This is a genomic window from Streptomyces sp. NPDC004609 (assembly GCF_042873655.1).
In the GTDB taxonomy this organism is placed as follows: Bacteria; Actinomycetota; Actinomycetes; order Streptomycetales; family Streptomycetaceae; genus Streptomyces.
This window is the reverse complement of record NZ_JBIALS010000013.1, coordinates 50,225-72,684: the sequence shown is the minus strand read 5'-3', so window position 1 is coordinate 72,684 and position 22,460 is coordinate 50,225. Positions and strand designations below refer to the sequence as shown.

Annotated in this window: 19 protein-coding genes and 1 pseudogene; 15 read left to right on the top strand and 5 right to left on the bottom strand. The window is 71.5% G+C overall.

From position 1 onward, the window contains the following. Nucleotides 1–41: 41 nt before the first annotated feature. Nucleotides 42–809 (bottom strand): ABC transporter permease, encoded by a 768-nt coding sequence (locus tag ACFYT4_RS15445; RefSeq protein ID WP_389268513.1) that lies wholly within the window; start codon nucleotides 807–809, stop codon nucleotides 42–44. Next, entirely contained in the window at nucleotides 806–1,732 is a 927-nt protein-coding gene (locus ACFYT4_RS15440; protein WP_389268511.1) for an ABC transporter ATP-binding protein, read from the bottom strand. The genes ACFYT4_RS15445 and ACFYT4_RS15440 overlap by 4 nt, the downstream gene beginning before the upstream one ends. Before the next feature lie 174 nt (nucleotides 1,733–1,906). On the opposite strand from ACFYT4_RS15440, the gene ACFYT4_RS15435 reads away from it, so the two are divergent. The 9 genes from ACFYT4_RS15435 (at nucleotide 1,907) to ACFYT4_RS15395 (ending at nucleotide 12,362) form a co-directional block, all read left to right on the top strand. Then, nucleotides 1,907–5,536 (top strand): S8 family serine peptidase, encoded by a 3,630-nt coding sequence (locus tag ACFYT4_RS15435; protein ID WP_389268509.1) that lies wholly within the window; start codon nucleotides 1,907–1,909, stop codon nucleotides 5,534–5,536. A 142-nt stretch (nucleotides 5,537–5,678) separates the two neighbouring features. Next, the gene (locus tag ACFYT4_RS15430) at nucleotides 5,679–6,515 is read left to right on the top strand and encodes a helix-turn-helix transcriptional regulator (RefSeq protein WP_389268507.1); all 837 of its coding nucleotides are present in this window, start codon (nucleotides 5,679–5,681) and stop codon (nucleotides 6,513–6,515) included. After that, nucleotides 6,512–7,933, top strand: coding sequence for a Fe-S cluster assembly protein SufB (gene sufB / locus ACFYT4_RS15425; RefSeq protein WP_389268505.1), 1,422 nt, complete (start codon nucleotides 6,512–6,514; stop codon nucleotides 7,931–7,933). The genes ACFYT4_RS15430 and sufB overlap by 4 nt, the downstream gene beginning before the upstream one ends. 96 nt (nucleotides 7,934–8,029) lie before the next feature. After that, complete coding sequence (gene sufD, locus ACFYT4_RS15420) at nucleotides 8,030–9,211, top strand: Fe-S cluster assembly protein SufD (protein WP_389268503.1); 1,182 nt, start codon at nucleotides 8,030–8,032, stop codon at nucleotides 9,209–9,211. Beyond that, nucleotides 9,208–9,525: a non-heme iron oxygenase ferredoxin subunit gene (locus ACFYT4_RS15415; protein ID WP_389268501.1), complete on the top strand. Its 318-nt coding sequence runs from the start codon at nucleotides 9,208–9,210 to the stop codon at nucleotides 9,523–9,525. Before sufD ends, ACFYT4_RS15415 begins: the two co-directional genes overlap by 4 nt. 7 nt (nucleotides 9,526–9,532) lie before the next feature. Next, nucleotides 9,533–10,297: a Fe-S cluster assembly ATPase SufC gene (gene sufC, locus ACFYT4_RS15410; RefSeq protein WP_389268499.1), complete on the top strand. Its 765-nt coding sequence runs from the start codon at nucleotides 9,533–9,535 to the stop codon at nucleotides 10,295–10,297. Next, a complete protein-coding gene (locus tag ACFYT4_RS15405; RefSeq protein ID WP_389268497.1) occupies nucleotides 10,294–11,550 on the top strand; it encodes a cysteine desulfurase in 1,257 nt (418 codons plus the stop codon). Before sufC ends, ACFYT4_RS15405 begins: the two co-directional genes overlap by 4 nt. 12 nt (nucleotides 11,551–11,562) lie before the next feature. Further along, nucleotides 11,563–12,027 carry a Fe-S cluster assembly sulfur transfer protein SufU gene (gene sufU / locus ACFYT4_RS15400; RefSeq protein ID WP_389268495.1) on the top strand — a complete coding sequence of 155 codons (465 nt, stop codon included), beginning with the start codon at nucleotides 11,563–11,565 and terminating at the stop codon, nucleotides 12,025–12,027. After that, nucleotides 12,024–12,362 (top strand): metal-sulfur cluster assembly factor, encoded by a 339-nt coding sequence (locus ACFYT4_RS15395; protein WP_389268493.1) that lies wholly within the window; start codon nucleotides 12,024–12,026, stop codon nucleotides 12,360–12,362. Before sufU ends, ACFYT4_RS15395 begins: the two co-directional genes overlap by 4 nt. 183 nt (nucleotides 12,363–12,545) lie before the next feature. Here ACFYT4_RS15395 and ACFYT4_RS15390 read toward each other — a convergent pair whose 3' ends face one another. Further along, entirely contained in the window at nucleotides 12,546–13,625 is a 1,080-nt protein-coding gene (locus tag ACFYT4_RS15390) for a hypothetical protein (protein ID WP_389268491.1), read from the bottom strand. A 182-nt stretch (nucleotides 13,626–13,807) separates the two neighbouring features. On the opposite strand from ACFYT4_RS15390, the gene ACFYT4_RS15385 reads away from it, so the two are divergent. The 3 genes from ACFYT4_RS15385 (at nucleotide 13,808) to dapD (ending at nucleotide 15,841) form a co-directional block, all read left to right on the top strand. Then, nucleotides 13,808–14,128, top strand: coding sequence for a DMT family transporter (locus ACFYT4_RS15385; protein WP_389268489.1), 321 nt, complete (start codon nucleotides 13,808–13,810; stop codon nucleotides 14,126–14,128). Next, the gene (locus ACFYT4_RS15380; RefSeq protein WP_389268487.1) at nucleotides 14,128–14,664 is read left to right on the top strand and encodes a TetR/AcrR family transcriptional regulator; all 537 of its coding nucleotides are present in this window, start codon (nucleotides 14,128–14,130) and stop codon (nucleotides 14,662–14,664) included. Before ACFYT4_RS15385 ends, ACFYT4_RS15380 begins: the two co-directional genes overlap by 1 nt. 187 nt (nucleotides 14,665–14,851) lie before the next feature. After that, nucleotides 14,852–15,841, top strand: a complete 990-nt coding sequence (dapD, locus tag ACFYT4_RS15375) for a 2,3,4,5-tetrahydropyridine-2,6-dicarboxylate N-succinyltransferase (protein ID WP_389268485.1) — start codon at nucleotides 14,852–14,854, stop codon at nucleotides 15,839–15,841. A gap of 386 nt (nucleotides 15,842–16,227) precedes the next feature. On the opposite strand, the gene dapA is transcribed toward dapD, so the two are convergent. Further along, entirely contained in the window at nucleotides 16,228–17,103 is an 876-nt protein-coding gene (gene dapA, locus ACFYT4_RS15370) for a 4-hydroxy-tetrahydrodipicolinate synthase (RefSeq protein WP_389268483.1), read from the bottom strand. Nucleotides 17,104–17,272: 169 nt separating this feature from the next. Between dapA and ACFYT4_RS15365 the strand changes: the two genes are divergently transcribed. Then, the gene (locus ACFYT4_RS15365; protein ID WP_389268481.1) at nucleotides 17,273–17,989 is read left to right on the top strand and encodes an antibiotic biosynthesis monooxygenase; all 717 of its coding nucleotides are present in this window, start codon (nucleotides 17,273–17,275) and stop codon (nucleotides 17,987–17,989) included. A gap of 8 nt (nucleotides 17,990–17,997) precedes the next feature. Here the strand turns inward: ACFYT4_RS15365 and ACFYT4_RS15360 are convergent, their stop codons facing one another. Then, a complete protein-coding gene (locus tag ACFYT4_RS15360; RefSeq protein WP_389268478.1) occupies nucleotides 17,998–19,866 on the bottom strand; it encodes an endonuclease/exonuclease/phosphatase family protein in 1,869 nt (622 codons plus the stop codon). A gap of 450 nt (nucleotides 19,867–20,316) precedes the next feature. Here ACFYT4_RS15360 and ACFYT4_RS15355 point away from each other — a divergent pair, with 450 nt between their 5' ends. Then, nucleotides 20,317–21,756: a hypothetical protein gene (locus ACFYT4_RS15355; protein ID WP_389268476.1), complete on the top strand. Its 1,440-nt coding sequence runs from the start codon at nucleotides 20,317–20,319 to the stop codon at nucleotides 21,754–21,756. Next, nucleotides 21,726–22,414, top strand: a pseudogene (locus ACFYT4_RS15350) (TROVE domain-containing protein); the annotation flags it as partial. The gene ACFYT4_RS15355 and the pseudogene ACFYT4_RS15350, both read left to right, overlap by 31 nt. Between the last annotated feature and the right edge of the window lie 46 nt (nucleotides 22,415–22,460).

Sequence of the window (22,460 nt, the reverse complement as noted above, 5' to 3'; positions counted from 1 at the left end):
TCCGCTCGGCACCCGGCCGCCCGTCCCCGCTCACCGCCCGCTCACTCCCAGCGGAAGAAGCGGGCGGCGGCGCCCAGCCCCAGGACCGCCCAGCCCGCGAGGATGCCCAGATCGCCCCACGGCAGCGAGGACCCGTGCTGGAGGACGTCGCGCAGCCCGTCCGAGAGCGCGGAGATCGGCAGCAGAGCGAGCACCGAAGCGACCCCGTCCGGGAAGCGGTCCAGCGGCACGATCACCCCGCCGCCGACGAGCAGCAGCAGAAAGACCAGATTGGCGGCGGCGAGCGTCGCCTCGGCGCGGAGCGTTCCGGCCATCAGCAGACCGAGCCCGCTGAAGGCCGCGGTCCCGAGGACCAGCAGCAGCAGGACGGAGAACGGGTCGCCCTGGGGCGACCAGCCCACAGCGAACGCGATACCGGTCAGCAGGACCACCTGGAGGACCTCGGTGACCAGGACGGAGAGCGTCTTGGCGCACATCAGCGCCCAGCGGGGGAGCGGTGAGGCGCCGAGCCGCTTGAGCACTCCGTACCGCCGCTCGAAGCCGGTGGCGATCGCCTGCCCGGTGAACGCGGTGGACATCACGGCCAGCGCGAGCACACCCGGTGCCAGGAAGTCGACGCCCTCGCCCGAACCGGTGTCGATGATGTCGACGGTCGAGAACAGGACGAGGAGGAGCGAGGGGATGACGACGGTGAGCAGCAGCTGTTCGCCGTTGCGCAGCAGCATCCTCGTCTCGAACGCCGTCTGCGCGGCGATCATGCGGCCCAGGGGCGCGGCACCCGGCCTGGGCGCGTAGGTACCGGCACTCATCCGCGCAGCTCCTTGCCGGTCAGCTCCAGGAAGACGTCCTCAAGCGTGTGGCGTTCGACCGAGATGCCGTCCGGCATCACTCCGTGCTGTGCGCACCAGGAGGTGACCGTCGCCAGCAGCTGGGGGCCGACCTCGCCCGATATCCGGTACGTCCCCGGGGTCAGCTCGGCCGCCTCCGTGCCGTCGGGCAGCGCCTTGAGCAGCGAGCCGACGTCGAGTCCCGGCCGGCCGAGGAACCGGAGGGTGTTCTCCGCGCCACCGCGGCAGAGCTGCTCGGGGCTGCCCCGGGCGATGATCCGGCCGGCGTCGACGATCGCGACGTCGTCCGCGAGTTCCTCGGCCTCGTCCATGAAGTGGGTGGTCAGGACCGTCGACACCCCGTCCGCGCGCAGTTCGCGCACCAGCTCCCAGGTGGAGCGGCGGGCCTGGGGGTCGAGGCCCGCGGTGGGCTCGTCCAGGAAGACCAGTTCGGGTCGGCCCACGACCGCCATCGCGAGCGCGAGCCGCTGCTGCTGGCCGCCGGAGAGCCGCCGGTAGGCCGTACGGCCGCAGCCGCCCAGGCCCAGGCGCTCGATCAGCGCGTCCACGTCCAGCGGATGCGCGTGCAGCCGTGCGGTGTGGCGCAGCATCTCGTCGGCGCGGGCGCCGGAGTAGACCCCGCCGGACTGGAGCATCACCCCGACGCGGGGGCGCAGCCGGGCGGCGTCGGCGACGGGATCGAGTCCGAGGACGCGTACGGTGCCCGCGTCGGCGCGGCGGTAGCCCTCGCAGATCTCGATCGTGGTGGTCTTGCCCGCTCCGTTGGGGCCGAGCACGGCGGTGACCAGGCCCTGGGGTACCCGGAGGTCGAGGCCGTCCACGGCCGTCTTGGATCCGTACCGCTTGACCAGGCCCCGGATCTGGACGGCGGGCTCGCTACGCATGCCGGGAAGTCTAGGCGGGCCCCGCGGGGCACCGGGGTGCGGGCCCTGTGACCCCTGTGACACCGGGTGCGAAAACGGCCGGAACTGACGCATGAGGCGTTCTTCCCCGGCACGTGTCGACTCCTTCACGATGCAGGAGTCCCTGAGCCCTCACACCCCCCACAAGGAGAGTCCGTGGTCAGACGTCTGTCCGGACGGCGGCCCGCCCGCGCCGCCCTCGCCACCGCGGCCCTGGCGTTCACGCTCGCCGTCGGCGCCGCCCCGCCTCCAGCGTTACCGGCCCCCGCCTCACCGGCCGCACCCGGACCGGGGGCCGCCCCGGTGTCCGGGCCGGCCGCTCCCTACCGGGCCAAGACCGAGACCGGCGTCCGCAGCCGGCTCGACGCCGGGGACAGGGCGACCTTCTGGGTCACCCTGTCCGGCGAGGCCGACACCTCGGCCGCCCGGCGGCTGCGCGGCAAGGCGGCCAAGGGCCGCGCGGTCCACGCGATCAAACGGGACCACGCCAGGAAGTCGCAGGCCCCCCTGCTGAACCTGCTCAAGGCGGGAGGCGCGCGGTACGAGTCCTTCTGGATCACCAACACCGTCAAGGTCACCGCCGGAAAGGCCCTCGCCGAGAAGATCGCCGCCCGCCCCGAGGTCACCGCCCTGGAAGCGGACGATCCGGTCCGGTTCACCCCGCCGCGGCCCGAGCCCGGGCAGCGGATCCGCACCCGCGCCGCCGCCGAGTGGAACGTCGGGCGGGTCAACGCGCCCGAGGTCTGGTCCGGCTACGGGGTGCGGGGCGAGGGCATCACCGTCGCCTCCGTCGACACCGGGGTCGACTACACCCATCCCGCCCTGCGGGCGCAGTACCGCGGGCTGCGCGCGGACGGCACCTACGACCACGACTACAACTGGTTCGACCCCTACCGCCGCTGTGTGCCCGAGGACGCGCCCTGCGACTACTCCGGACACGGCACCCTCACCGCGGGGATCATGGTCGGCGACGACGGCGCGGACAACCGGACCGGTGTCGCCCCCGGCGCCCGGTGGATCGCGGTCGGCGCCTGCGGGACCCTCGTCTGCTACCAGGACACCATGCTGAGCATCGGGCAGTGGATCCTCGCGCCCACCGACCGGGCCGGCCGTAATCCGCGCCCGGACCTCGCGCCGGACGTGGTCAACAGCTCCTGGACGAACCACGTCTACGACTCCTGGTACAAACCCGTCGTTCAGGCATGGCGGGACGCCGGTATCTTCCCCGCCTTCCATAGCGGCAACACGGGCCCCGCATGTGTCACGGCCGCCTCGCCCGGTTCGTACGACAACGCCCACTCCACCGGCTCCTTCGACTTCCACAACACCATCGCGGGCAGCTCCGGACGGGGTACGGGCGAGGCGGGCCGGATCAAGCCCGACCTGGCGGCACCCGGGGTCGACATCCGCTCCACCTGGCGCGGCGGCACCTACAAGGCCTTCACCAGCCCGTCGCTCGCCTCGCCCCACACCGCCGCGGCCGTCGCCCTGCTCTGGTCGGCCGTCCCCGCGATGCGCGGCGACATCGCCGCGACCGAAAGAGCGCTCGGCGCCTCGGCCGCCGACACGGGGGACCTCAGCTGCGGCGGCACGATCGACCGGAACAACGTCTTCGGCGAGGGCCGGCTCGACGCGTTCGCGGCCGTGACCGCGGCGGCGCGCGGGCCCGTCGGCACCGCCCGCGGCACGGTGACCGCGGGCGGTGCCCCGGTGCCCGACGCGACGGTGACCTTCACCGGGCCGGTCACGGCGACCGTCTCCACCCGCGCGGACGGCCGGTACGACGTGATCCGGATCGTGGCCGGCGAGTACCGGGTCACGGCGGAGAAGTTCGGACACACCACCGTCACCGGGACCGTGACCGTCCCCGAGAACGCCGACGCGGTCCGGGACTTCGCCCTCACCGAGCTGCCGTCGGCCGATGTCACCGGGAGGATCACCGCACTCGGCGGGGCCGAGGCGAACACCGCCGTCCACGTCCCCGGCACCCCCCTGCGCACCACCACGGCCGCCGACGGCCGCTACCGGCTGCGCCTGCCCCTGGGCCGTTACGACCTCGCCGCCACTCCCGCCCACCGCTGCGCCGCGCCGACCGCCGTCCGTATCGAGGTCACCGCGGACTCCGTCCAGAACATCGCGCTGCCGGACCGGACCGACACCTTCGGCACCGTGTGCGCGGTCCGCGCCGGGGAGGAACTGCCCCGGGGGACCACCAAGCTGCCGATGAACACCTGGGGAGGTGCCGTGGTCACCTTCGACCTCCCCTTCCCGATCCCCTTCTACGGGCGCACCTACCGCCAGGCGACCGCGAACCTCCGGGGCGCCGTCTCCTTCGCGTCGAGCAGCGGTTCGGGCGAGAACTGGCCCCTGCCCGACCCGTCCGGCCCGAGCGGCGCGCTCCTCCCCTTCTGGGACGAACTCACCCTCGACGACGGCTCCGGGGTCTACTGGACGACCCGCGGCACCGCCCCGCACCGCGAACTCGTCGTCGAGTGGCGTAACGTCCTGCGCGCCCGCGGCCCCGAGCGGCTCACCTTCTCGGCCGTGGCCGGCGAGGACGGCACCGCCTCCTTCCACTACCGCGACATCGACGACGGGCTGTACGAGCGGGGTGTCTCCGCCACCGTGGGGATCGAGAACGACCGGGCCGACGACGCCCTGATGTACTCGTACAACGAGGCGGTGATCCACGACGGGATGAGCATCCACTTCCGTACGACGAAGACCGCGGTTCTGAGCGGCACGGTCACCGACGCCAACGACGGCGGTCCGGTGGCGGGCGCGCGGGCAACGGTCGGCGGCGGGGCCGGCGCGCTCGGCGCCGATGTGACCGGTGCGGACGGCGGCTATGCCGTCCAGGTGCCGTCGGCCGGGCCGGCGGCGTACGACATCGACCTGTCCGCGCCCGCCTACACCGGGGCCACGGCCCGCCGCACCACCGGGCCGGGCGGGACCGCCGTCGCCGACGCCGTACTCGCCACCGGCCGGGTCGCCGCCGACACCCGGGCGCTGACCGTGGTCGTCCCGGCGGGACAGCACCGCACCCGCACCCTGACGCTCTCCAACACCGGCTCGGCGAGCCCGTACACGGTCGCCGAGAAGGACGCCGGGAGCTGGATCACGGCGTCGCCCGCCGCGGGCGAGCTGGCGCCGGGGCAGCGCCGGGCGGTCACCCTGGACATCGACACGACCGGGGTGAGGCCGGGATCGGTCCTCTCCGGCACGCTGCGGATCACCTCCCGCAGCGGCCGGGCGCCCGTGACCGACCTTCCGGTGACGGTCGTCGTGCCCGCGTACCAGAAGGCCGTGGACGCCGGTGCGGCCCGGCCGCTGACCGATCCGTCCGGCGACACCTGGACCCCGGACGTGCCGTACACGCCCGGGGGCCACGGCCATCTCGGAAGATCCACCGCACAGTCCACGTCCCGGCCGGTCGCGGGCGTCCCGCCGATGGCCGCGCCGGCGCTGTACTCGACGGCCCGCCAGGGCATGTACGGATACCGCTTCGACGGGCTGCCGGCCGGGACCTACCGGGTCGAGCTGGGCTTCGCGGAGCTGGCGTCCAAGCGGCCCGGTGCCCGGGTCTTCGGCGTGACGGCCCAGGGCCGTGAGGCCGTGCCCGATCTGGATCTCACCCTGGAGGCGGGCACCCGGACGGCCCACGACCGCGCCTTCACCGTCCAGGTCACCGGCGACGGCCGTCTCGACCTGCGGTTCCCGGCGAAGTACGGCAAACCTCTGGTCAATTCGATCAGGGTCACCGAGCGCCCCGATCTCAGCGGCTGAACCCGGGAGAAGACCAGGTCAGGGCCCGTCCGGCGGAGACCGGACGGGCCCTGTTCTTAGGTAACCCTAAGTGATGAAGCGCACCGGACCACGGGTTGGACGGCAGTTGTCACGCTCAGAGGAATTACGCAACAATGGCGTTGTGAAAAACGTCGGCGAGGCTCCCCGGGAGGAACTCGCGGCCGGGACGCGGTTCGAGCAGAAGTGGGACCACTCGACACGCAACCGGGTCGCGCGCTCCATCCTGGACCACGGCCCGTCCACCGTGGCGGACCTCGCGGCCCGTCTCGGCCTCACCCAGGCGGCGGTCCGCCGTCATCTCGACACGCTGGTGTCCGACCGGGTGGTCGAGGCCCGCGACAAGCGGGTCTACGGGGCGCGCGGCCGCGGCAGGCCCGCCAAGGTGTTCGCCCTGACCGACTGCGGCCGGGACGCCTTCGACCAGTCGTACGACACGCTCGCGGCCGACGCGCTCCGCTGGATCGAGCGCACCGCGGGCGGCGGCGCGGCGGGAGAGGCGGCCGTGGCCGCCTTCGCCCGCGACCGCATGGAGACCCAGGCCGAGTCCTACCGCAGGGCCGTCGAGGCGGCGGCCCCCGAGGAGCGCACCGAGGCGCTGGCCAAAGCGCTCAGCGCCGACGGGTACGCTGCTACGGCGCGGAGCGCCCCCGCCCCCCAGCGGGGTGAGCAGCTCTGCCAGCACCACTGCCCGGTCGCCCATGTCGCCGAGCAGTACCCCCAGCTGTGCGAGGCGGAGACGGAGGTCTTCTCCCGTCTGCTCGGGACCCATGTGCAGCGTCTGGCCACCATCGCCCACGGCGACGGCGTGTGCACGACCTTCATCCCGCGCAACGACAGCACCCCGCACGGCAAGGCCCCGTACAACAGGCCCCCGCGCGGCTCAGCGCCGACGCACGGCACCAGACAGACCACCACACCGACTGCATCAGCAAGCACGGCCGGGAGGAACCCCGCATGACTCTCCCCACGGAGACTGCCCACCCCGAACTGGAGGGTCTGGGCACGTACGAATTCGGCTGGGCCGACTCCGACGTGGCCGGCGCCGCGGCCAGGCGCGGACTCTCCGAGGACGTCGTCCGCGACATCTCGGCGAAGAAGAACGAGCCGGACTGGATGCTGAAGCTGCGGCTGAAGGGCCTGCGGCTGTTCGACAAGAAGCCCATGCCGAGCTGGGGCTCCGACCTCTCCGGCATCGACTTCGACAACATCAAGTACTTCGTGCGCTCCACGGAGAAGCAGGCGGCGTCCTGGGAGGACCTGCCCGAGGACATCAAGAACACCTACGACAAGCTCGGCATCCCGGAGGCGGAGAAGCAGCGCCTCGTCGCCGGTGTCGCCGCGCAGTACGAGTCCGAGGTCGTCTACCACCAGATCCGCGAGGACCTGGAGGAGCAGGGCGTCATCTTCCTGGACACCGACACCGCGCTCAAGGAGCACCCGGAGCTGTTCCAGGAGTACTTCGGCACGGTCATCCCGGTCGGCGACAACAAGTTCGCCTCGCTGAACACCGCGGTGTGGTCCGGCGGATCGTTCATCTACGTGCCCAAGGGTGTCCAGGTCGACATCCCGCTCCAGGCGTACTTCCGTATCAACACGGAGAACATGGGCCAGTTCGAGCGGACGCTGATCATCGTCGACGAGGACGCCTACGTCCACTACGTCGAGGGCTGCACCGCCCCGATCTACTCCTCGGACTCGCTGCACAGCGCCGTCGTCGAGATCATCGTCAAGAAGGGCGGCCGCTGCCGCTACACGACGATCCAGAACTGGTCGAACAACGTCTACAACCTGGTCACCAAGCGGGCCGTGGCCTACGAGGGCGCGACCATGGAGTGGGTCGACGGCAACATCGGCTCCAAGGTCACCATGAAGTACCCGGCCGTCTACCTGATGGGCGAGCACGCCAAGGGCGAGACCCTGTCCATCGCCTTCGCGGGCGAGGGCCAGCACCAGGACGCCGGCGCCAAGATGGTCCACATGGCCCCCAACACCTCCTCGAACATCGTCTCCAAGTCGGTGGCCCGGGGCGGCGGCCGCACCTCCTACCGCGGTCTGATCGAGATCGGCGAGGGCGCGCCGGGCGCGAAGTCCAATGTGCTCTGCGACGCGCTGCTGGTCGACACGATCTCCCGCTCGGACACCTACCCGTACGTCGACGTCCGCGAGGACGACGTCTCCATGGGCCACGAGGCGACCGTCTCCAAGGTCTCCGAGGACCAGCTCTTCTATCTGATGAGCCGCGGTATGACCGAGTTCGAGGCGATGGCCATGATCGTGCGCGGCTTCGTCGAGCCGATCGCCAAGGAACTGCCGATGGAGTACGCCCTGGAGCTCAACCGGCTGATCGAGCTGCAGATGGAGGGCTCGGTCGGCTGACGGCCGGACCTCCCACGGGGCGGGCACGACGGGTGCCCGCCCCAGCAGCGACTGACTTTTGTGAACCAGAGGCAGAGAGAGAGCACGACGACAGCCATGGTTGAGGCTCAGAACATTCCGGCGGGCTCCACCACCGCCGGCGCGATCGCGGTGGCCGCCGAGTCGACCGTCGCCACTCGTATGAGTGTGCCCCCGTCGTACGACGTGGCGGACTTCCCGGTGCCCCACGGCCGCGAGGAGGAGTGGCGCTTCACCCCGCTGCAGCGCCTCGCCGGTCTCCACGACGGCACCGCGGTCGCGAGCGGCGGTGTCAAGGTCGCCGTCGACGCCCCCGAGGGCGTGACCGTCGAGACCGTCGGCCGTGACGACGCCCGGCTCGGCAGGGCGGGCGTCCCCGTGGACCGCGTCGCCGCGCAGGCGTACTCCTCCTTCGAGCAGGCGACGGTCGTCACCGTGCCCAAGGAGGCCGTCCTCACCGAGCCCATCCGCGTCGCCGTGCACGGCGAGGGCGGGGTCGCCTACGGCCACCAGCTCGTCGAGCTGGGCGCGTTCGCCGAGGCCGTCGTCGTCATCGACCACACCGGTGACGCCGTGCTCGCCGCCAATGTCGAGTTCGTCCTCGGTGACGGCGCCAAGCTGACCGTCGTCTCCGTCCAGGACTGGGACGACAAGGCCGTCCACGTCGCCCAGCACAACGCGCTGGTCGGCCGGGACGCCTCCTTCAAGTCCGTCGTCGTCACCTTCGGCGGCGATCTCGTACGGCTGCACCCCCGCGTCTCCTACGCGGCCACCGGCGGCGAGGCCGAGCTGTTCGGCCTCTACTTCACGGACCGGGGCCAGCACCAGGAGCACCGCCTCCTCGTCGACCACAACGCGCCCCACAACAAGTCCAACGCCGTCTACAAGGGCGCGCTCCAGGGCGAGGACGCGCACGCGGTCTGGATCGGCGATGTGCTGATCCGCGCCGCCGCCGAGGGCACCGACACCTACGAGATGAACCGGAACCTCGTCCTCACCGACGGCGCCCGGGTCGACTCCGTGCCGAATCTGGAGATCGAGACCGGTGAGATCGTCGGCGCCGGCCACGCTTCGGCCACCGGCCGCTTCGACGACGAGCAGCTCTTCTATCTGATGGCCCGGGGCATCCCGGAGCAGGAGGCCCGCCGGCTCGTCGTGCGCGGCTTCTTCGCCGAGCTGGTCCAGCAGATCGGTCTCCCGGACGTCGAGGAGCGCCTGATCGCCAAGATCGAGGAAGAGCTGGAGGCGGCGGTCGCATGAGTTTCGTCCGCGCCTGTGCGCTGAGCGAGCTGGAGGACGACACCCCGAGGCGGGTGGAGCTCGACGGCACGCCGGTCTCGGTCGTCCGTACCGAGGGCGAGGTCTTCGCGATCCACGACATCTGCTCGCACGCGAACGTCTCGCTGTCCGAGGGCGAGGTGGAGGACTGCCAGATCGAGTGCTGGCTGCACGGCTCCAGCTTCGACCTCCGCACCGGCAAGCCGTCCGGACTGCCCGCGACGCGCCCCGTCCCCGTATACCCCGTAAAGATCGAAGGGGACGATGTGCTCGTCTCCCTCACCCAGGAGTCCTGAGCTACCCATGGCAACGCTTGAAATCCGCGACCTGCACGTCTCCGTCGAAGCCGACAACGGCTCCCGGGAGATCCTCAAGGGTGTCGACCTGACCGTGAAGCAGGGCGAGACCCACGCCATCATGGGCCCCAACGGCTCCGGCAAGTCCACCCTCGCCTACTCGCTGGCCGGGCACCCCAAGTACACGATCACCAGCGGCACCGTCACCCTCGACGGCGAGGACGTCCTGGAGATGTCCGTCGACGAGCGCGCCCGTGCCGGTGTCTTCCTCGCCATGCAGTACCCGGTCGAGGTCCCCGGTGTCTCCGTCTCCAACTTCCTGCGCACCTCCGCCACCGCGATCCGTGGCGAGGCACCCAAGCTGCGTACCTGGGTGAAGGAGGTCAAGGCGACCATGGAGCGCCTCAACATGGACCCCGCCTTCGCCGAGCGCAACGTCAACGAGGGCTTCTCCGGCGGTGAGAAGAAGCGCCACGAGATCCTTCAGCTGGAGCTGCTCAAGCCGAGGATCGCCATCCTCGACGAGACCGACTCCGGCCTCGACGTCGACGCGCTGCGGGTCGTCTCCGAGGGCGTCAACCGGGTCCGTGAGACCGGCGAGGTCGGCACCCTGCTGATCACGCACTACACGCGCATTCTGCGTTACATCAAGCCCGACCGCGTCCATGTCTTCGTGGACGGCCGCGTCGCCGAGTCCGGTGGTCCCGAGCTGGCGGACAAGCTGGAGGCCGAGGGCTATGAGGCCTATGTGAAGGGTGGCGTATCAGCATGACCCAACTGCCCGGCCTCCTCGACACCGAGGCGATCCGCAAGGACTTCCCGATCCTCGACCGGGTGATCCACGGGGACAAGAAGCTCGTCTATCTGGACAGTGCCGCGAGCTCGCAGAAGCCGCGCCAGGTGCTCGACGCGGTCAACGACTACTACGAGCGGCACCACGCCAACGTCCACCGGGGCATCCACGTCCTCGCCGACGAGGCCACGGCACTCTACGAGGGCGCCCGTGACAAGGTCGCCGCGTTCATCAACGCGCCCAGCCGCGACGAGGTGATCTTCACCAAGAACGCCTCCGAGTCGCTGAACCTGGTCGCCAACATGCTCGGCTGGGCCGATGAGCCCTACCGGGTCGACCGCGACACCGAGATCGTCATCACCGAGATGGAGCACCACTCCAACATCGTGCCGTGGCAGCTGCTCGCGCAGCGCACGGGCGCGCGTCTGAAGTGGTTCGGCCTGACCGACGACGGCCGTCTCGACCTCTCGAACATCGAGGAGATCATCACCGAGAAGACGAAGATCGTCTCCTTTGTGCTGGTCTCCAACATCCTGGGCACGATCAACCCGGTCGAGGCCATCGTGCGCCGCGCCCAGGAGGTCGGCGCCCTGGTTCTGATCGACGCCTCCCAGGCCGCCCCGCACGCCCCGATGGACGTGCAGGCGCTCCAGGCGGACTTCGTGGCCTTCACCGGTCACAAGATGTGCGGTCCGACCGGGATCGGGGTGCTGTGGGGCCGCCAGGAGCTGCTGGAGGATCTGCCTCCGTTCCTCGGCGGCGGCGAGATGATCGAGACCGTCTCGATGCACTCCTCGACCTACGCGCCCGCGCCGCACAAGTTCGAGGCCGGTACGCCCCCGATCGCCCAGGCCGTCGGCCTCGGTGCGGCGGTGGACTATCTGAGCTCCATCGGCATGGAGAACATCGCCGCCCACGAGCACGCGATCACCGAGTACGCGGTGAAGCGTCTGCTGGAGGTTCCCGATCTGCGGATCATCGGCCCGGTCACGGCCGAGGACCGGGGCGCCGCGATCTCCTTCACGCTGGGGGACATCCACCCCCATGACGTGGGTCAGGTGCTGGACGAACAGGGCATCGCGGTTCGCGTCGGCCACCACTGCGCGCGGCCGGTCTGTCTGCGGTACGGAATTCCGGCGACCACGCGAGCGTCGTTCTATCTGTACTCCACGCCCGGAGAGGTCGACGCGCTGATCGACGGGCTGGAGCACGTCCGTAACTTCTTCGGGTAGAGCGGAGCCCTTGTGAAGCTTGATTCGATGTACCAGGACGTCATCCTCGACCACTACAAGCACCCGCACGGCCGGGGGCTTCGGGACGGTGACGCCGAGGTGCACCACGTCAATCCGACGTGCGGCGACGAGATCACGCTGCGGGTGAAGTACGACGGTTCGCGCATCGAGGACGTGTCGTACGAGGGCCAGGGCTGCTCCATCAGCCAGGCCAGCGCCTCCGTGATGAACGAGCTGCTGGTCGGCAGGGAACTGGCCGACGCGCAGAAGATCCAGGCCACGTTCCTGGAGCTGATGCAGTCCAAGGGCAGGATCGAGCCGGACGACGCGATGGAGGAGGTGCTGGAGGACGCGATCGCGTTCGCCGGTGTCTCCAAGTACCCGGCCCGGGTGAAGTGCGCGCTCCTGAGCTGGATGGCGTGGAAGGACGCGACCGCCCAGGCGCTGGGCGACGGCCCCGAGAGGAAGACGGTATGACCGAGAACGCAGGGGCCGCGCTGAAGCCGGCTTCCGAGGAAGAGATCCGCGAGGCGCTGTACGACGTCGTCGACCCCGAACTGGGCATCGACGTCGTCAACCTCGGTCTGATCTACGGCATCCACATCGACGACTCGAATGTGGCCACGCTGGACATGACCCTGACGTCGGCGGCCTGTCCGCTGACGGATGTGATCGAGGACCAGGCCCAGTCGGCGACGGAGGGTCTGGTCAACGAGCTGAAGATCAACTGGGTCTGGATGCCGCCGTGGGGACCGGACAAGATCACGGACGATGGGCGCGAGCAGCTGAGGGCGCTGGGGTTCAACGTCTGAGGCGCCCGGGAGCCTTGCGGCGGCCGGGGCGCGGAACGGTGCGGGGCTTCCGCGGGGACCGCGCACCGGTCGGGGCGCACTGAGCACATCGGTCTCGTACATCATGGCCATGCCCGCCAGATCACTGGCGGGCATGGCCATGATCCGTGCTCCGGGGGTCCGTGCCGGTGGACGGGTCCGCTCTCAGGCGCCGGACGGGCCGGGGCGGACCGGCCCCGGGGGCTGGGGGCCCGCGGCCTCGGCGAGGGCGGGGGCCAGGTTCTCCCGGCGGATGCGCTGGTCGATGTAGAGCATCCCGACGACCAGCTGCGGGAACACCGTGATCAGGATCTGGCTGATCAGCTGACCCAGCACCAGCAGGATCACCACACCGCTCAGCGCGGACACGATCTGAGAGAACGTGGGCTCGGAGCCCAGCTCGGAGGTGTCCACCACACCGGGAACCATCGTCATGAAGCTGAGCGGCATCTGGATCACATAGCCCGCCGTACCGGCGATGACACCCGCGAGCAGGGTGATGCCCAGAACCCGCCACCAGCTGCCGCCCACCAGCTTCGCGGAGCGCCGCATCGACGCGACCGCGCCCTGGCGCTCGAAGACGGCGACCGCGGGGGAGAGGCTGAACCGGACCCACAGCCAGGTGCACAGCGGGATCGCGATCAGCCCGGCGATCACGGTCACCAGGAGAAGGGCGACCGTCCCCCCGCTGTCGGTGGCCAGCGTGATCAGCAGGGACACATAGGCGGTCATGAACAGCCCGACGGGGATCAGATACAGCAGCCCGGTGAGCACCACCGTGCCGAGCACGGCGGGGAACCGTGCCCACGCCCGCCCCCAGACGGTGCCGGCGGTCGTCCGCCTGCCGAGCACGGCGTCCTGGAGCGCCGACTGGCATACAGCGGAGACCAGGGCCGTCGTCAGCAGCATGACGACCACCCCGGCGGCCCCGAAGACGGTCAGAGCGGTCACCAGGGGCCGGAAGTCGTCCCAGACGGGATCCCGTCCCTCCAGGGCGATCAGCGCGTCGGCGCTCTCCTCGACCTGCCGGTACAGGATCACGGCCACGGCCGAGAGAAGGGCGGTCGCCGCCAGATACACGGCCGCGACGATGCCGAACAGCGGCTTCCAGTAGCGGCCGATCGTGGCGAAGGTCCCGCCGAGCAGCTCGTTGAGGTCGAGCGGACGCAGGGGTATCACTCCGGGCTTGGGCGGAGGCGGGGGCGCCCAGCCGCTCCAGCCCGGAGGCGTGTTTCCGTATGCCACTGAGGTTGTCTCCCGTTGATGAGGTGCCGGCCGCGGACGGGGTGCGAGCCACCGGTGGCCGCACGGCCCGGAGCGGCACTGTGCCCGATCGGACACCGTAGTCGTAGCGCAGGTACGGTCCGACGGTCACCCCTCCCACCTGGTGTGTACTTCCGTACATATCGTTGTGTACAGTCGTACGCATGGGATACGGACTGCTGGCCGGGGCGATCGCGGCCGAAGTGGCGGCGACCACCGCCATGAAGTACAGCGCGGGCTTCACCAGGCTCTGGCCCTCGCTCTTCACGGTCGTGGGCTATCTGATCGCCTTCTCGCTCCTCGCGCTGACGCTCAAGACCCTGTCGGTGGGCACCGCCTACGCCATCTGGGCGGGCGTCGGCACCGCCGCCGTGGCGGCGATCGGGATGCTCTTCCTCGGGGAGTCCGCCAGTCCGGCCAAGTTCGCCGGGATCGCGCTGGTGATCGCCGGAGTGGTGGTGCTCAACGCGGGCGGGGCCCACTGATGGCCCGCCGCTACGACCCCGAGCGGCGTCAGCGCATCATCGACGCGGCGATCCGCGTCGTCGGGCGCGCCGGGATCGCCGGGCTGAGCCATCGCACCGTCGCGGCTGAGGCGGATGTGCCGCTCGGTTCGACGACGTATCACTTCGCCACCCTCGACGACCTGCTGATCGCCGCGCTCCGGCAGACGAACGAGTGCTTCGCGGTGGCCGTCCGGGAGAGCCCCGCGCTCGTCGACCCGGAGGCCGATCTCGCCACGGAACTCGCGCTGCTGATGGAAACGTGGCTGGCCGGCGAGCGTACCGCCGTCGAGCTGGAGTACGAGCTGTATCTGGCCGCCCTGCGCAGGCCCGCGCTGCGGCCGGTCGCCGCGCAGTGGACCGACGGCGTCGTGGAGGCGCTGTCCCCCTTCACCGATCCGGCCACCGCGCGGGCCCTGGTGGCCCTGATGGACGGGATCAGCCTCCAGGTGCTGCTGACCGACGGGACGTACGACAGGCAGTACGCGCGGGAGATGCTGGCGAGGGTGCTGCGCTGAGCTCCGGAGCGGGTGGTTCCGGGCCCGCGCCGGGGGAGGTGCGGCCGGCGGTCACGGCCGGTCGGGCGGCCGGCCCGGGACCCGCGCCGGGGGTGCGCGCGGACACCGCCGTCCCCGCGTGACCGGGCCCGACCCGGGGCGTGAGATGGGTTCGCCCGGGGGGCGCGTCGGCGGTTAGGTTCTCCTCATGACCGATACCACCGCTCCCCGTACCACCGGCGCCGTCGCCGCCGGGCTCGCCACCCTCACCGCAGCCGGTGCCGTACTCGACACCTGGTTCCCCGCCCCCGAACTCGTCGCCGAGCCCGGACCGTCCGGGACCGAGCGGCTCGACGCCGAGCGGGCCGCCGCGCTGTTCGGCGAGGGTGCCGGGAAGGCGGTCGGACCCGACGCCCGCCGGGGTGTCGAGGTCGTCGCCGTCCGTACGGTCATCTCCTCGCTCGACGAGAAGCCGCTCGACGCCCACGACGCGTATCTGCGGCTCCATCTGCTCTCCCACCGGCTGGTCAAGCCGCACGGCCAGAGCCTCGACGGGCTCTTCGGGCTCCTCGCCAACGTCGCCTGGACCTCGCTCGGGCCGGTCGCCGTCGACGACATCGAGAAGGTCCGCCTCAACGCGCGGGCCGACGGGCTGCACCTCCAGGTGACGAGCGTCGACAAGTTCCCGCGGATGACGGACTACGTCGTGCCCAAGGGCGTACGCATCGCCGACGCGGACCGTGTCCGCCTCGGCGCGCATCTCTCCGAGGGCACCACCGTGATGCACGAGGGCTTCGTCAACTTCAACGCGGGCACGCTCGGCACCTCCATGGTGGAGGGCCGTATCTCCGCGGGAGTCGTCGTCGGCAACGGCTCCGACATCGGCGGCGGCGCGTCCACCATGGGCACGCTGTCCGGCGGCGGCAACGTCATCATCTCCATCGGCGAGCGCTGCCTGGTGGGGGCCGAGGCGGGCGTCGGCATCGCGCTCGGCGACGAGTGCGTGGTCGAGGCGGGGCTCTACGTCACGGCGGGAACGCGGATCACGATGCCCGACGGCGAGATCGTCAAGGCGCGGGAACTGTCCGGCGCGAGCAACATCCTGTTCCGGCGGAACTCGGTGACCGGAGCGGTGGAGGCGCGGCCGAACAACGCGGTGTGGGGTGGGCTGAACGAGGTTCTCCACAGCCACAATTAGGCGGTGGCCGGGGCGGGGGACCGGGGGCGCCGCGCATGTCCTGCGGCCTCTTTCCGGGGCTCCGCCCCGGGCCCGGCGCCTCAATCGCCGGCGGGGCTGGAGTGGGTGCCCCGGCCTGTCGGGGCTCCGCCCCCGAACCCCGCGCCTCAGTCGCCGGCGGGGCTGGGATGCGTGGCCTCAATCGCTGGCAGGGCTGGGGTGGGTGGCTTCGGACGTCGGCGGGGGTGGAGTGCGTGCCCTGGCCTGTCGGGGCTCTGCCCCGAAGCCCGCGCCTCAGTCGCCGGCGGGGCTGGGGTGGGTGGCCTCAGTCGCCGGCGGGGGTGGGGTGGGTGGCTTCGGACGTCGGCGGGGCTGGGATGTGCGGCGTCGGACGTCGGCGGGGCGGGCTAGGCGGCGGTGAGGGCTGCGTGGGCCGCGTGGAGAGGGGCGAGGGAGGAGGGGGGTGCGGGCTGGAGGGGTGGGCGGACCGGGCCCGCGTCCAGGAGGGCCTTGGCGGTGACCGTGCCCGGGAGGCCCGAGCACATCATCAGCTCCGTGAGGTGGATCAGACGCTGGTTGAGGCGCGCGGCCTCCTCCGTGTCGCCGTTGTCGAACGCGTCGAGGACCGCCCGCACCGCACGTGGCGCGACGTTCGCGACCGTACTGACACAGCCCGCGCCGCCCACCGCGTACAGGGGAAGGTTGAGCTCCTCGCAGCCGGAGTAGTACGCGAGCGAGGTGCGCGCGATGACCTTCGTCGAGCCGAGCAGGTCGTACGCGCAGTCCTTGACGGCGACGATCCCGGGGTGGTCCGCCAGCCGCAGCAGGGTGTCGGGCTCGATCCGGGTGCCCGTGCGGCCCGGGATGTCGTACAGCATCAGCGGGATCCCGACCGCGTCGGCGACCGCCCGGAAGTGCGCCTCGACGGCCGGTTGCGGCGGCCTGCTGTAGTACGGGGCCACCACCAGCAGCCCGTCCGCGCCCGCCCGCTCCGCCGCGCGGGCCAGTTCGGCGGTGTGGCGGGTGTCCGCGGTGCCGACGCCCGCCACGACCGGCACCCCGTCACCGACCGCCTCGCGCACGGCCCGTACCAGCGCGGACTTCTCCGCGTCGGACGTCGTCGGGGACTCACCCGTGGTGCCGCTGAGGACCAGCCCCTCGCAGCCCTCGGCGATCAGCCCGGAGGCATGGCTCGCGGCCTTCTCCAGATCCAGGTCACCGGTCGCGGTGAAGGGGGTGACCATCGCGCAGAGCGTGCGGCCGAAGGGACGTGAAGGGGTCATACCGGCAGTCTGGTGCGCCACGACCATGAAGGTCCACTGAGATCTGCTTGGGGTGAGGGGTAAGCATCGCTGATGAGTGAACCGGCGGTTGACCTCAATCGCGCTTGACGTTTCACGATGGTGACCAGCGGTTCGCCGCAGGGGCGCGCCGGATCGAAGGGATGCCGCCATGCCCGTGAACGTCGCCGTCCGGCCCGGCGCCCGGCCCGACCTCGACCGTCCGGGAGTCGGTGTCGTCAAGGTGTCCACCTGGGACGTCGGCACGCCCGAACGGCAGCGCGCGACCCTCGACGCCATCGCCGGCAGCTGGCGGAGCAGGCTCTGGCCGATTGTCGGGCTGCTCTCGTACACCGTTCACGCCGGCGAGGACGGCCGGACCCTGCTGCACTACTCCCAGTGGGCGAGCGAGGACGCCTACCAGGAGTTCTCGCGCTCCCACCGGGACGAGCGCAACGCCGAGATCGATGCGGCCGTGCCCGGAATCGTGCGCCTCGGGCTCGACTCGTACCGGCTCTACCGGTCCGGGGCCGATCCCGACGACGACCGTGTCCCCGGCTGCGTGGTCATCGTGGACGTCCGGTTCGACGGGCCGGACGCCGGGAGCCGGCGCGACTGGGTGGACTCCGTGTTCGCCGCGCTGGGGAGCGGCGACGGCGGGCACTCCGAGGGGATCTCCGCGTACTTCCACATCAGCACCGACGGGACGCGCGTCCTCGACTACGCCGAGTGGGTGAGCGCGGACGGGCACCGGGAGTCGCTGGCCCGGGCCGGCGGCGGGGGAGAAGCCGTCGGTGACGAGTGGCGGAAGGTCCAGTCGTACCCGGGGATGACCGGCAGCCGTGTGGACCGCTACACGCCCGGACTGAGCCTCCGTCCGGGCGTGTAGGGAGGCGCCTACGGGCGGAAGCGCAGCACCTGCGGGTCGTGGTCGCTGTCCTGCCGCGCGAACTCCGCGTTGATGTGCACGCTGTCGTAGTCGAAGCCGTCGATCGAGGGGCTGGTCAGGATCTGGTCCAGGACCTGGCTGTTGCCCTGGTGGACGTACGAGTAGCGCTCCCGGCGCGGGAGGGAGGTGACCGCCGCCCGGAGCGCGCCGCCGTCGGTGAGCGCCTCGGTCGTCGCCGAGAACTCGAAGTCGTTGATGTCGCCCACGACCAGGACGTCCGCGCGCCGGTCGGCCTTGAGGACGTCCTTGACGAAGGCGTTCACCAGCCGCGCCTGCTGCAGCCGCTTGACCTCGGAGGAACGGTTCGGGGGCTGGTGGTGCGAGGTGAGGGCCTCGTCGCCGCCCTTCGAGCCGAAGTGGTTGGCGATCACGAAGACCGTCCGGCCGCGGAAGGTGAACTCGCCCGCGAGCGGCTTGCGGCTGGACTCCCACGCGGTGTTCCCGGGGTCGATCCGGCCCGGGGACAGGGTCAGGGCCGCCCTGCCCCGCTCCCGTACGACACCGGTCGGGGTCCTCGCGTCGCCGCCCGGCCGGTCGGTGAAGGACACCCGCTCCGGGTTGAAGAGGAAGACCTGGCGGATGTTGCCGCCGGGCTCGCCGCCGTCCCGGTTGTTCTCCGGGTCCACACCGCGCCAGTCGTACGCGGGGCCGCCCGCGGCGGCGATCGCGTCCGTGAACCTCTTCACGGTCTGGTCCGCGGCCACCGTGCCGTCACTCCGCGCGCCCGAGTTGTCCTGGATCTCCTCCAGGGCGAGGATGTCGGGCGACGACAGGTTCTCCACCACGGCCCTGCCCAGCGCGTCGAACTTCTCCTGCGGGTCGGACGGGTCGAGGTTCTCCACGTTGTACGTGGCCACGGCCAGCTCACCGCGGCTCTGCGGCCGGGTGCGCTCCCGGCGCAGACCGCGGTCCTCGACCGTGCCGAGACTCCGCGCGGTCAGCGTGTAGCCGCCGAACTGGTTGAAGTCCAGGGGGCCTTCGGTCCGCCCCCGCAGCACATCGCCCACATTCGCCTTCGGGAACGGCTGCTCGGCGAGCGGCACCAGCGACTGGATCTGCAGACGCCCGGTGTTCTGCGAGGCGTACGAGCCGTACAGACTGCCGCCGCGGGCGCTCGGATTCTCGAACGGCTTGACCGTCACCCACAGTTCGGAGAAGGGATCCGTCGCGCCGACCACGCGGGAGGTGCCGATGCGGACGTTGGTCCCCTCCAGGGACTCGTAGTAGTCCAGGGCGTACTTCCGGGGGTTCAGCGGCAGCGCGTTGACGCTGCCTCCGGCGGTGGGATCACCGGTGGGGGCGTACGCCGAGGGCACCGACCGGGCGGAGACGGTGACCGGCGCGGGCAGCGGGCGCCCCGAGGCGAGCACCGTCACCGCCGGCCGGGAGATCTGGGTGAGCGACTGATTGCCCGACGAGGCGCCGCCCGGCACGAACTCGGCCACCGTGCCCGACACCAGGACGTCGTCTCCCGCCTTCACCGCAGGCGTGGAGCCGGGGCCGGTGAAGACGAAGACGCCCTCACTGGTGGCCGGGTCGCCGTCGCCGTCCGGGTCCTGGATCCAAAAGCCCCTCGACGAACCGTAGGTCCGTACGCCCGTGACGATGCCGGGGACGTCCGTGACCGGCTTTCCGGCCAGGGGGGAGATCCGTGTCGTGCCCTGGATGTCGTGGACGCGGACCCCGGAGCCGGAGCCGGCGGCCTTCGCGGACGCGCTGGAGGGACCGGCGAGCAGGCCCGCGGCCAGCGCGGAGACGACGACGGTCGCGACGGCGGCCGTTCTCGGTACGGCGCTCGTTATGACGGAGGAAGGCATCAAAACTCCGGAATCGAGGGTTCGGGATGCGGTCGGGCGGCGCTGCGGGCGGCACGGCAGCGGTGCGGTGCCGTGCGCCGGGAGGGGTGCGGTGCTGTCTGCGCCGTGTGTGGTGCGGTGCGACGGATTGCAGTGAGGCGCGGTGCGGTGCGTGCGAGGTTCTACGCGCGTCAATCTCTTGGCTGGGCAGGGGAGTTGTCAAGAGCCGGCAGATGTACGGACGTCGTCGGGCCGGTGAAGCCGGAGATGTCCGGCACGGGGAGGCGGGGCGTCCGGTGCATATCGGGCGCGCGGCGGGGCGCGGGGCCGGTCCGGCACCGGTGGGGTGGGCATCCGGCCACATGACCAAGAACCACCTGCGCGCGGCGAAACCCGGTGAAATGCGTCTACGCTGGGGAGTCGCCCCGGGGCCACGCCCGGAATCCGTACCCCCCGAGGAGAAGCGTTCAGATGTCCCAGGACCGTCCCACCCTGCCGCCCGTGCGGCTGAACTCCGACGCGGAGCTGGCGCGGGACGCGCTCGCCACACCCCTGCTGAGCAGGGCCGTCGGGCTCGCCCGATGGGCCGGACCGGACACCCGGGTGGGCGCGGGCGGCGAACTCGCCGACGAGCAGCTGCCCGCCGCGGCGGTGGCGCTCGGACTCAAGGACGACGACGAGGGACAGGCGTGCGCGAGCGAGGCGTGGCGCGCGGCGGTCGACGCGGGTCTCGTCGTGATCGAGGACCCCGAGCGCGACACCGACGAGTACGGTACGGCGGCTCCGGGCGAGAACCTGGGCCTCATCGCCTCCGGCGGCCCCCAGGACGTCCTCGCCATCTGGCTGGAGACGCTGGACGCGGCGCACGCCGACGCCATCGCCCCCCTCCTCGACGATCTGTCGGACGTGATCGGCGACGACGGCGAGATCGACTACACCATGCTGGACTGGGACCCCGAGGGGGAGGCCGAGTTCCTCGACGGCGTCCTCGGCAATCTGTACCTCCTGACCGTGGCGGACGGCGGCTCGGGCGAGGAGCCGGTGCCGCTGCCCGCGCTCGCCGCGTCGATGATCGTCCCCGACGACATGGGGGAGCCCACCGACGACGTCCTGGAACAGGTGTCGGTGGCGATGATCCGGCTCGACGACCAGTTCCGGCTGCTGGAGCAGACCGGTCTCGTCGAGTACCAGCCGGTGGACGAGGCACTGATGGCGGAGGCGGACGACGATCCCGCGGTGGCCGTCGAGGACGAGGACGTGTCCCGGTACGGGCTGGTGAAGCTGACCCCGCTCGGGCTCTACGGCGTCCGGGCGCGGATGCTGGAGGCCGGGATCGACGCCCCCGCGGTGGGGGAGCTGGCGGGCAAGGGCGCGGATGTGCTGCTCGACGGGCTCGCGCACTACTCCGAGTCCGCGGGGCGCGCGGAGACCGAGCAGTGGCTGGCCCGGCACGAGCCCGCGGACGCGGCGCGGGAGCTGCTGGCGGCGGCGCGCGGCGCGGACGCGGGCGGGCCGCTGCGGAGGCTGCGGTGCCAGCAGGCGCTGAGCCTCGTCGGCCACCGGGCCGAGCCGGCGGTCCGTGCGGTTCTCGGTGACGCGGAGCTGGGGGGCCTCGCGCGGGTGTGGCTCGCCGAGCGGGGAGCGGCGGACGTGCCGCCGCCGTCCGAGTCGATGATCTTCTGGCTGTCCATCGACACCATCGCCGCTCAGCTCGACGCCGGCGGGGAGCTGGAGGAGCTCCAGGGACTGGTGGAGGGCCTGACCGGTCAGCACAGCGGGTTCTTCGACGTCGCGTGGCGGGTGGACCATCCCGCCACGGCGGACGTGCTGGAGGCGATGGGCAGGCTGCACCCGGACAAGCGGGTCGCCAAGGAGGCGCGGAAGTCGGCGTTCAGGGCGCGGTCGCGGTAGGGGTCGCGGAGGCGATCTCGGATCCGGCGGCGGTCGAGCGGTCGCGGCGGTTCCCGTTCCGGTATCTCGCCGCGTACCAGCACGCGCCGTCGCTGCGCTGGGCGTACCCGCTGGAGAAGGCGCTCGGCGATTCGCCGGCCCGGGTGCCCGTGCTGAGCGGCCGGACGGACCCTGGCCCTCGTCGACCGCTCGGGCTCCCTGTGGGGGCCGCTCTCGCAGCGTTCCGAGCTGATCCGGGCGGACGCCGCCGCCGTGTTCGGGCCGCGGTGGCGATGAGGGCGGAAAGGCTGATCTGGTGGAGTTCGGTACGACAAGTCACCCGGTGCCGTTCCGCCAGGGCGAGTCGGTCCTGAAGGTCATCGACCGGTTCGGCTCACTCGGCGGTACCCACACGACCGAGGCGGTCCGACAGCACTACCAGGGCGGGCTACAAACCGGGTCCTGATCGTCACCGACGAGTGGGCGGCCTACCACCACCGGGGCGACCCGGCGGAGCAGGTCCCGGAACACATCCCCGGCTGCATCTGGAATCCGGGGGGCTACCGGGTGGGCCCCGCCGGGTCGGACAAGCCCGGCCGACACACCCTTCGGCGGCCTCCCGGACGCGGCCTTCCGGATGGTGCCGCTCCTGGAGCGGGGCCGTGACGCCGCCTGGCCCGGGAAGCAGGCGGTGGGCCGGGACCCGGCCCACCGCCGCGGGCGGC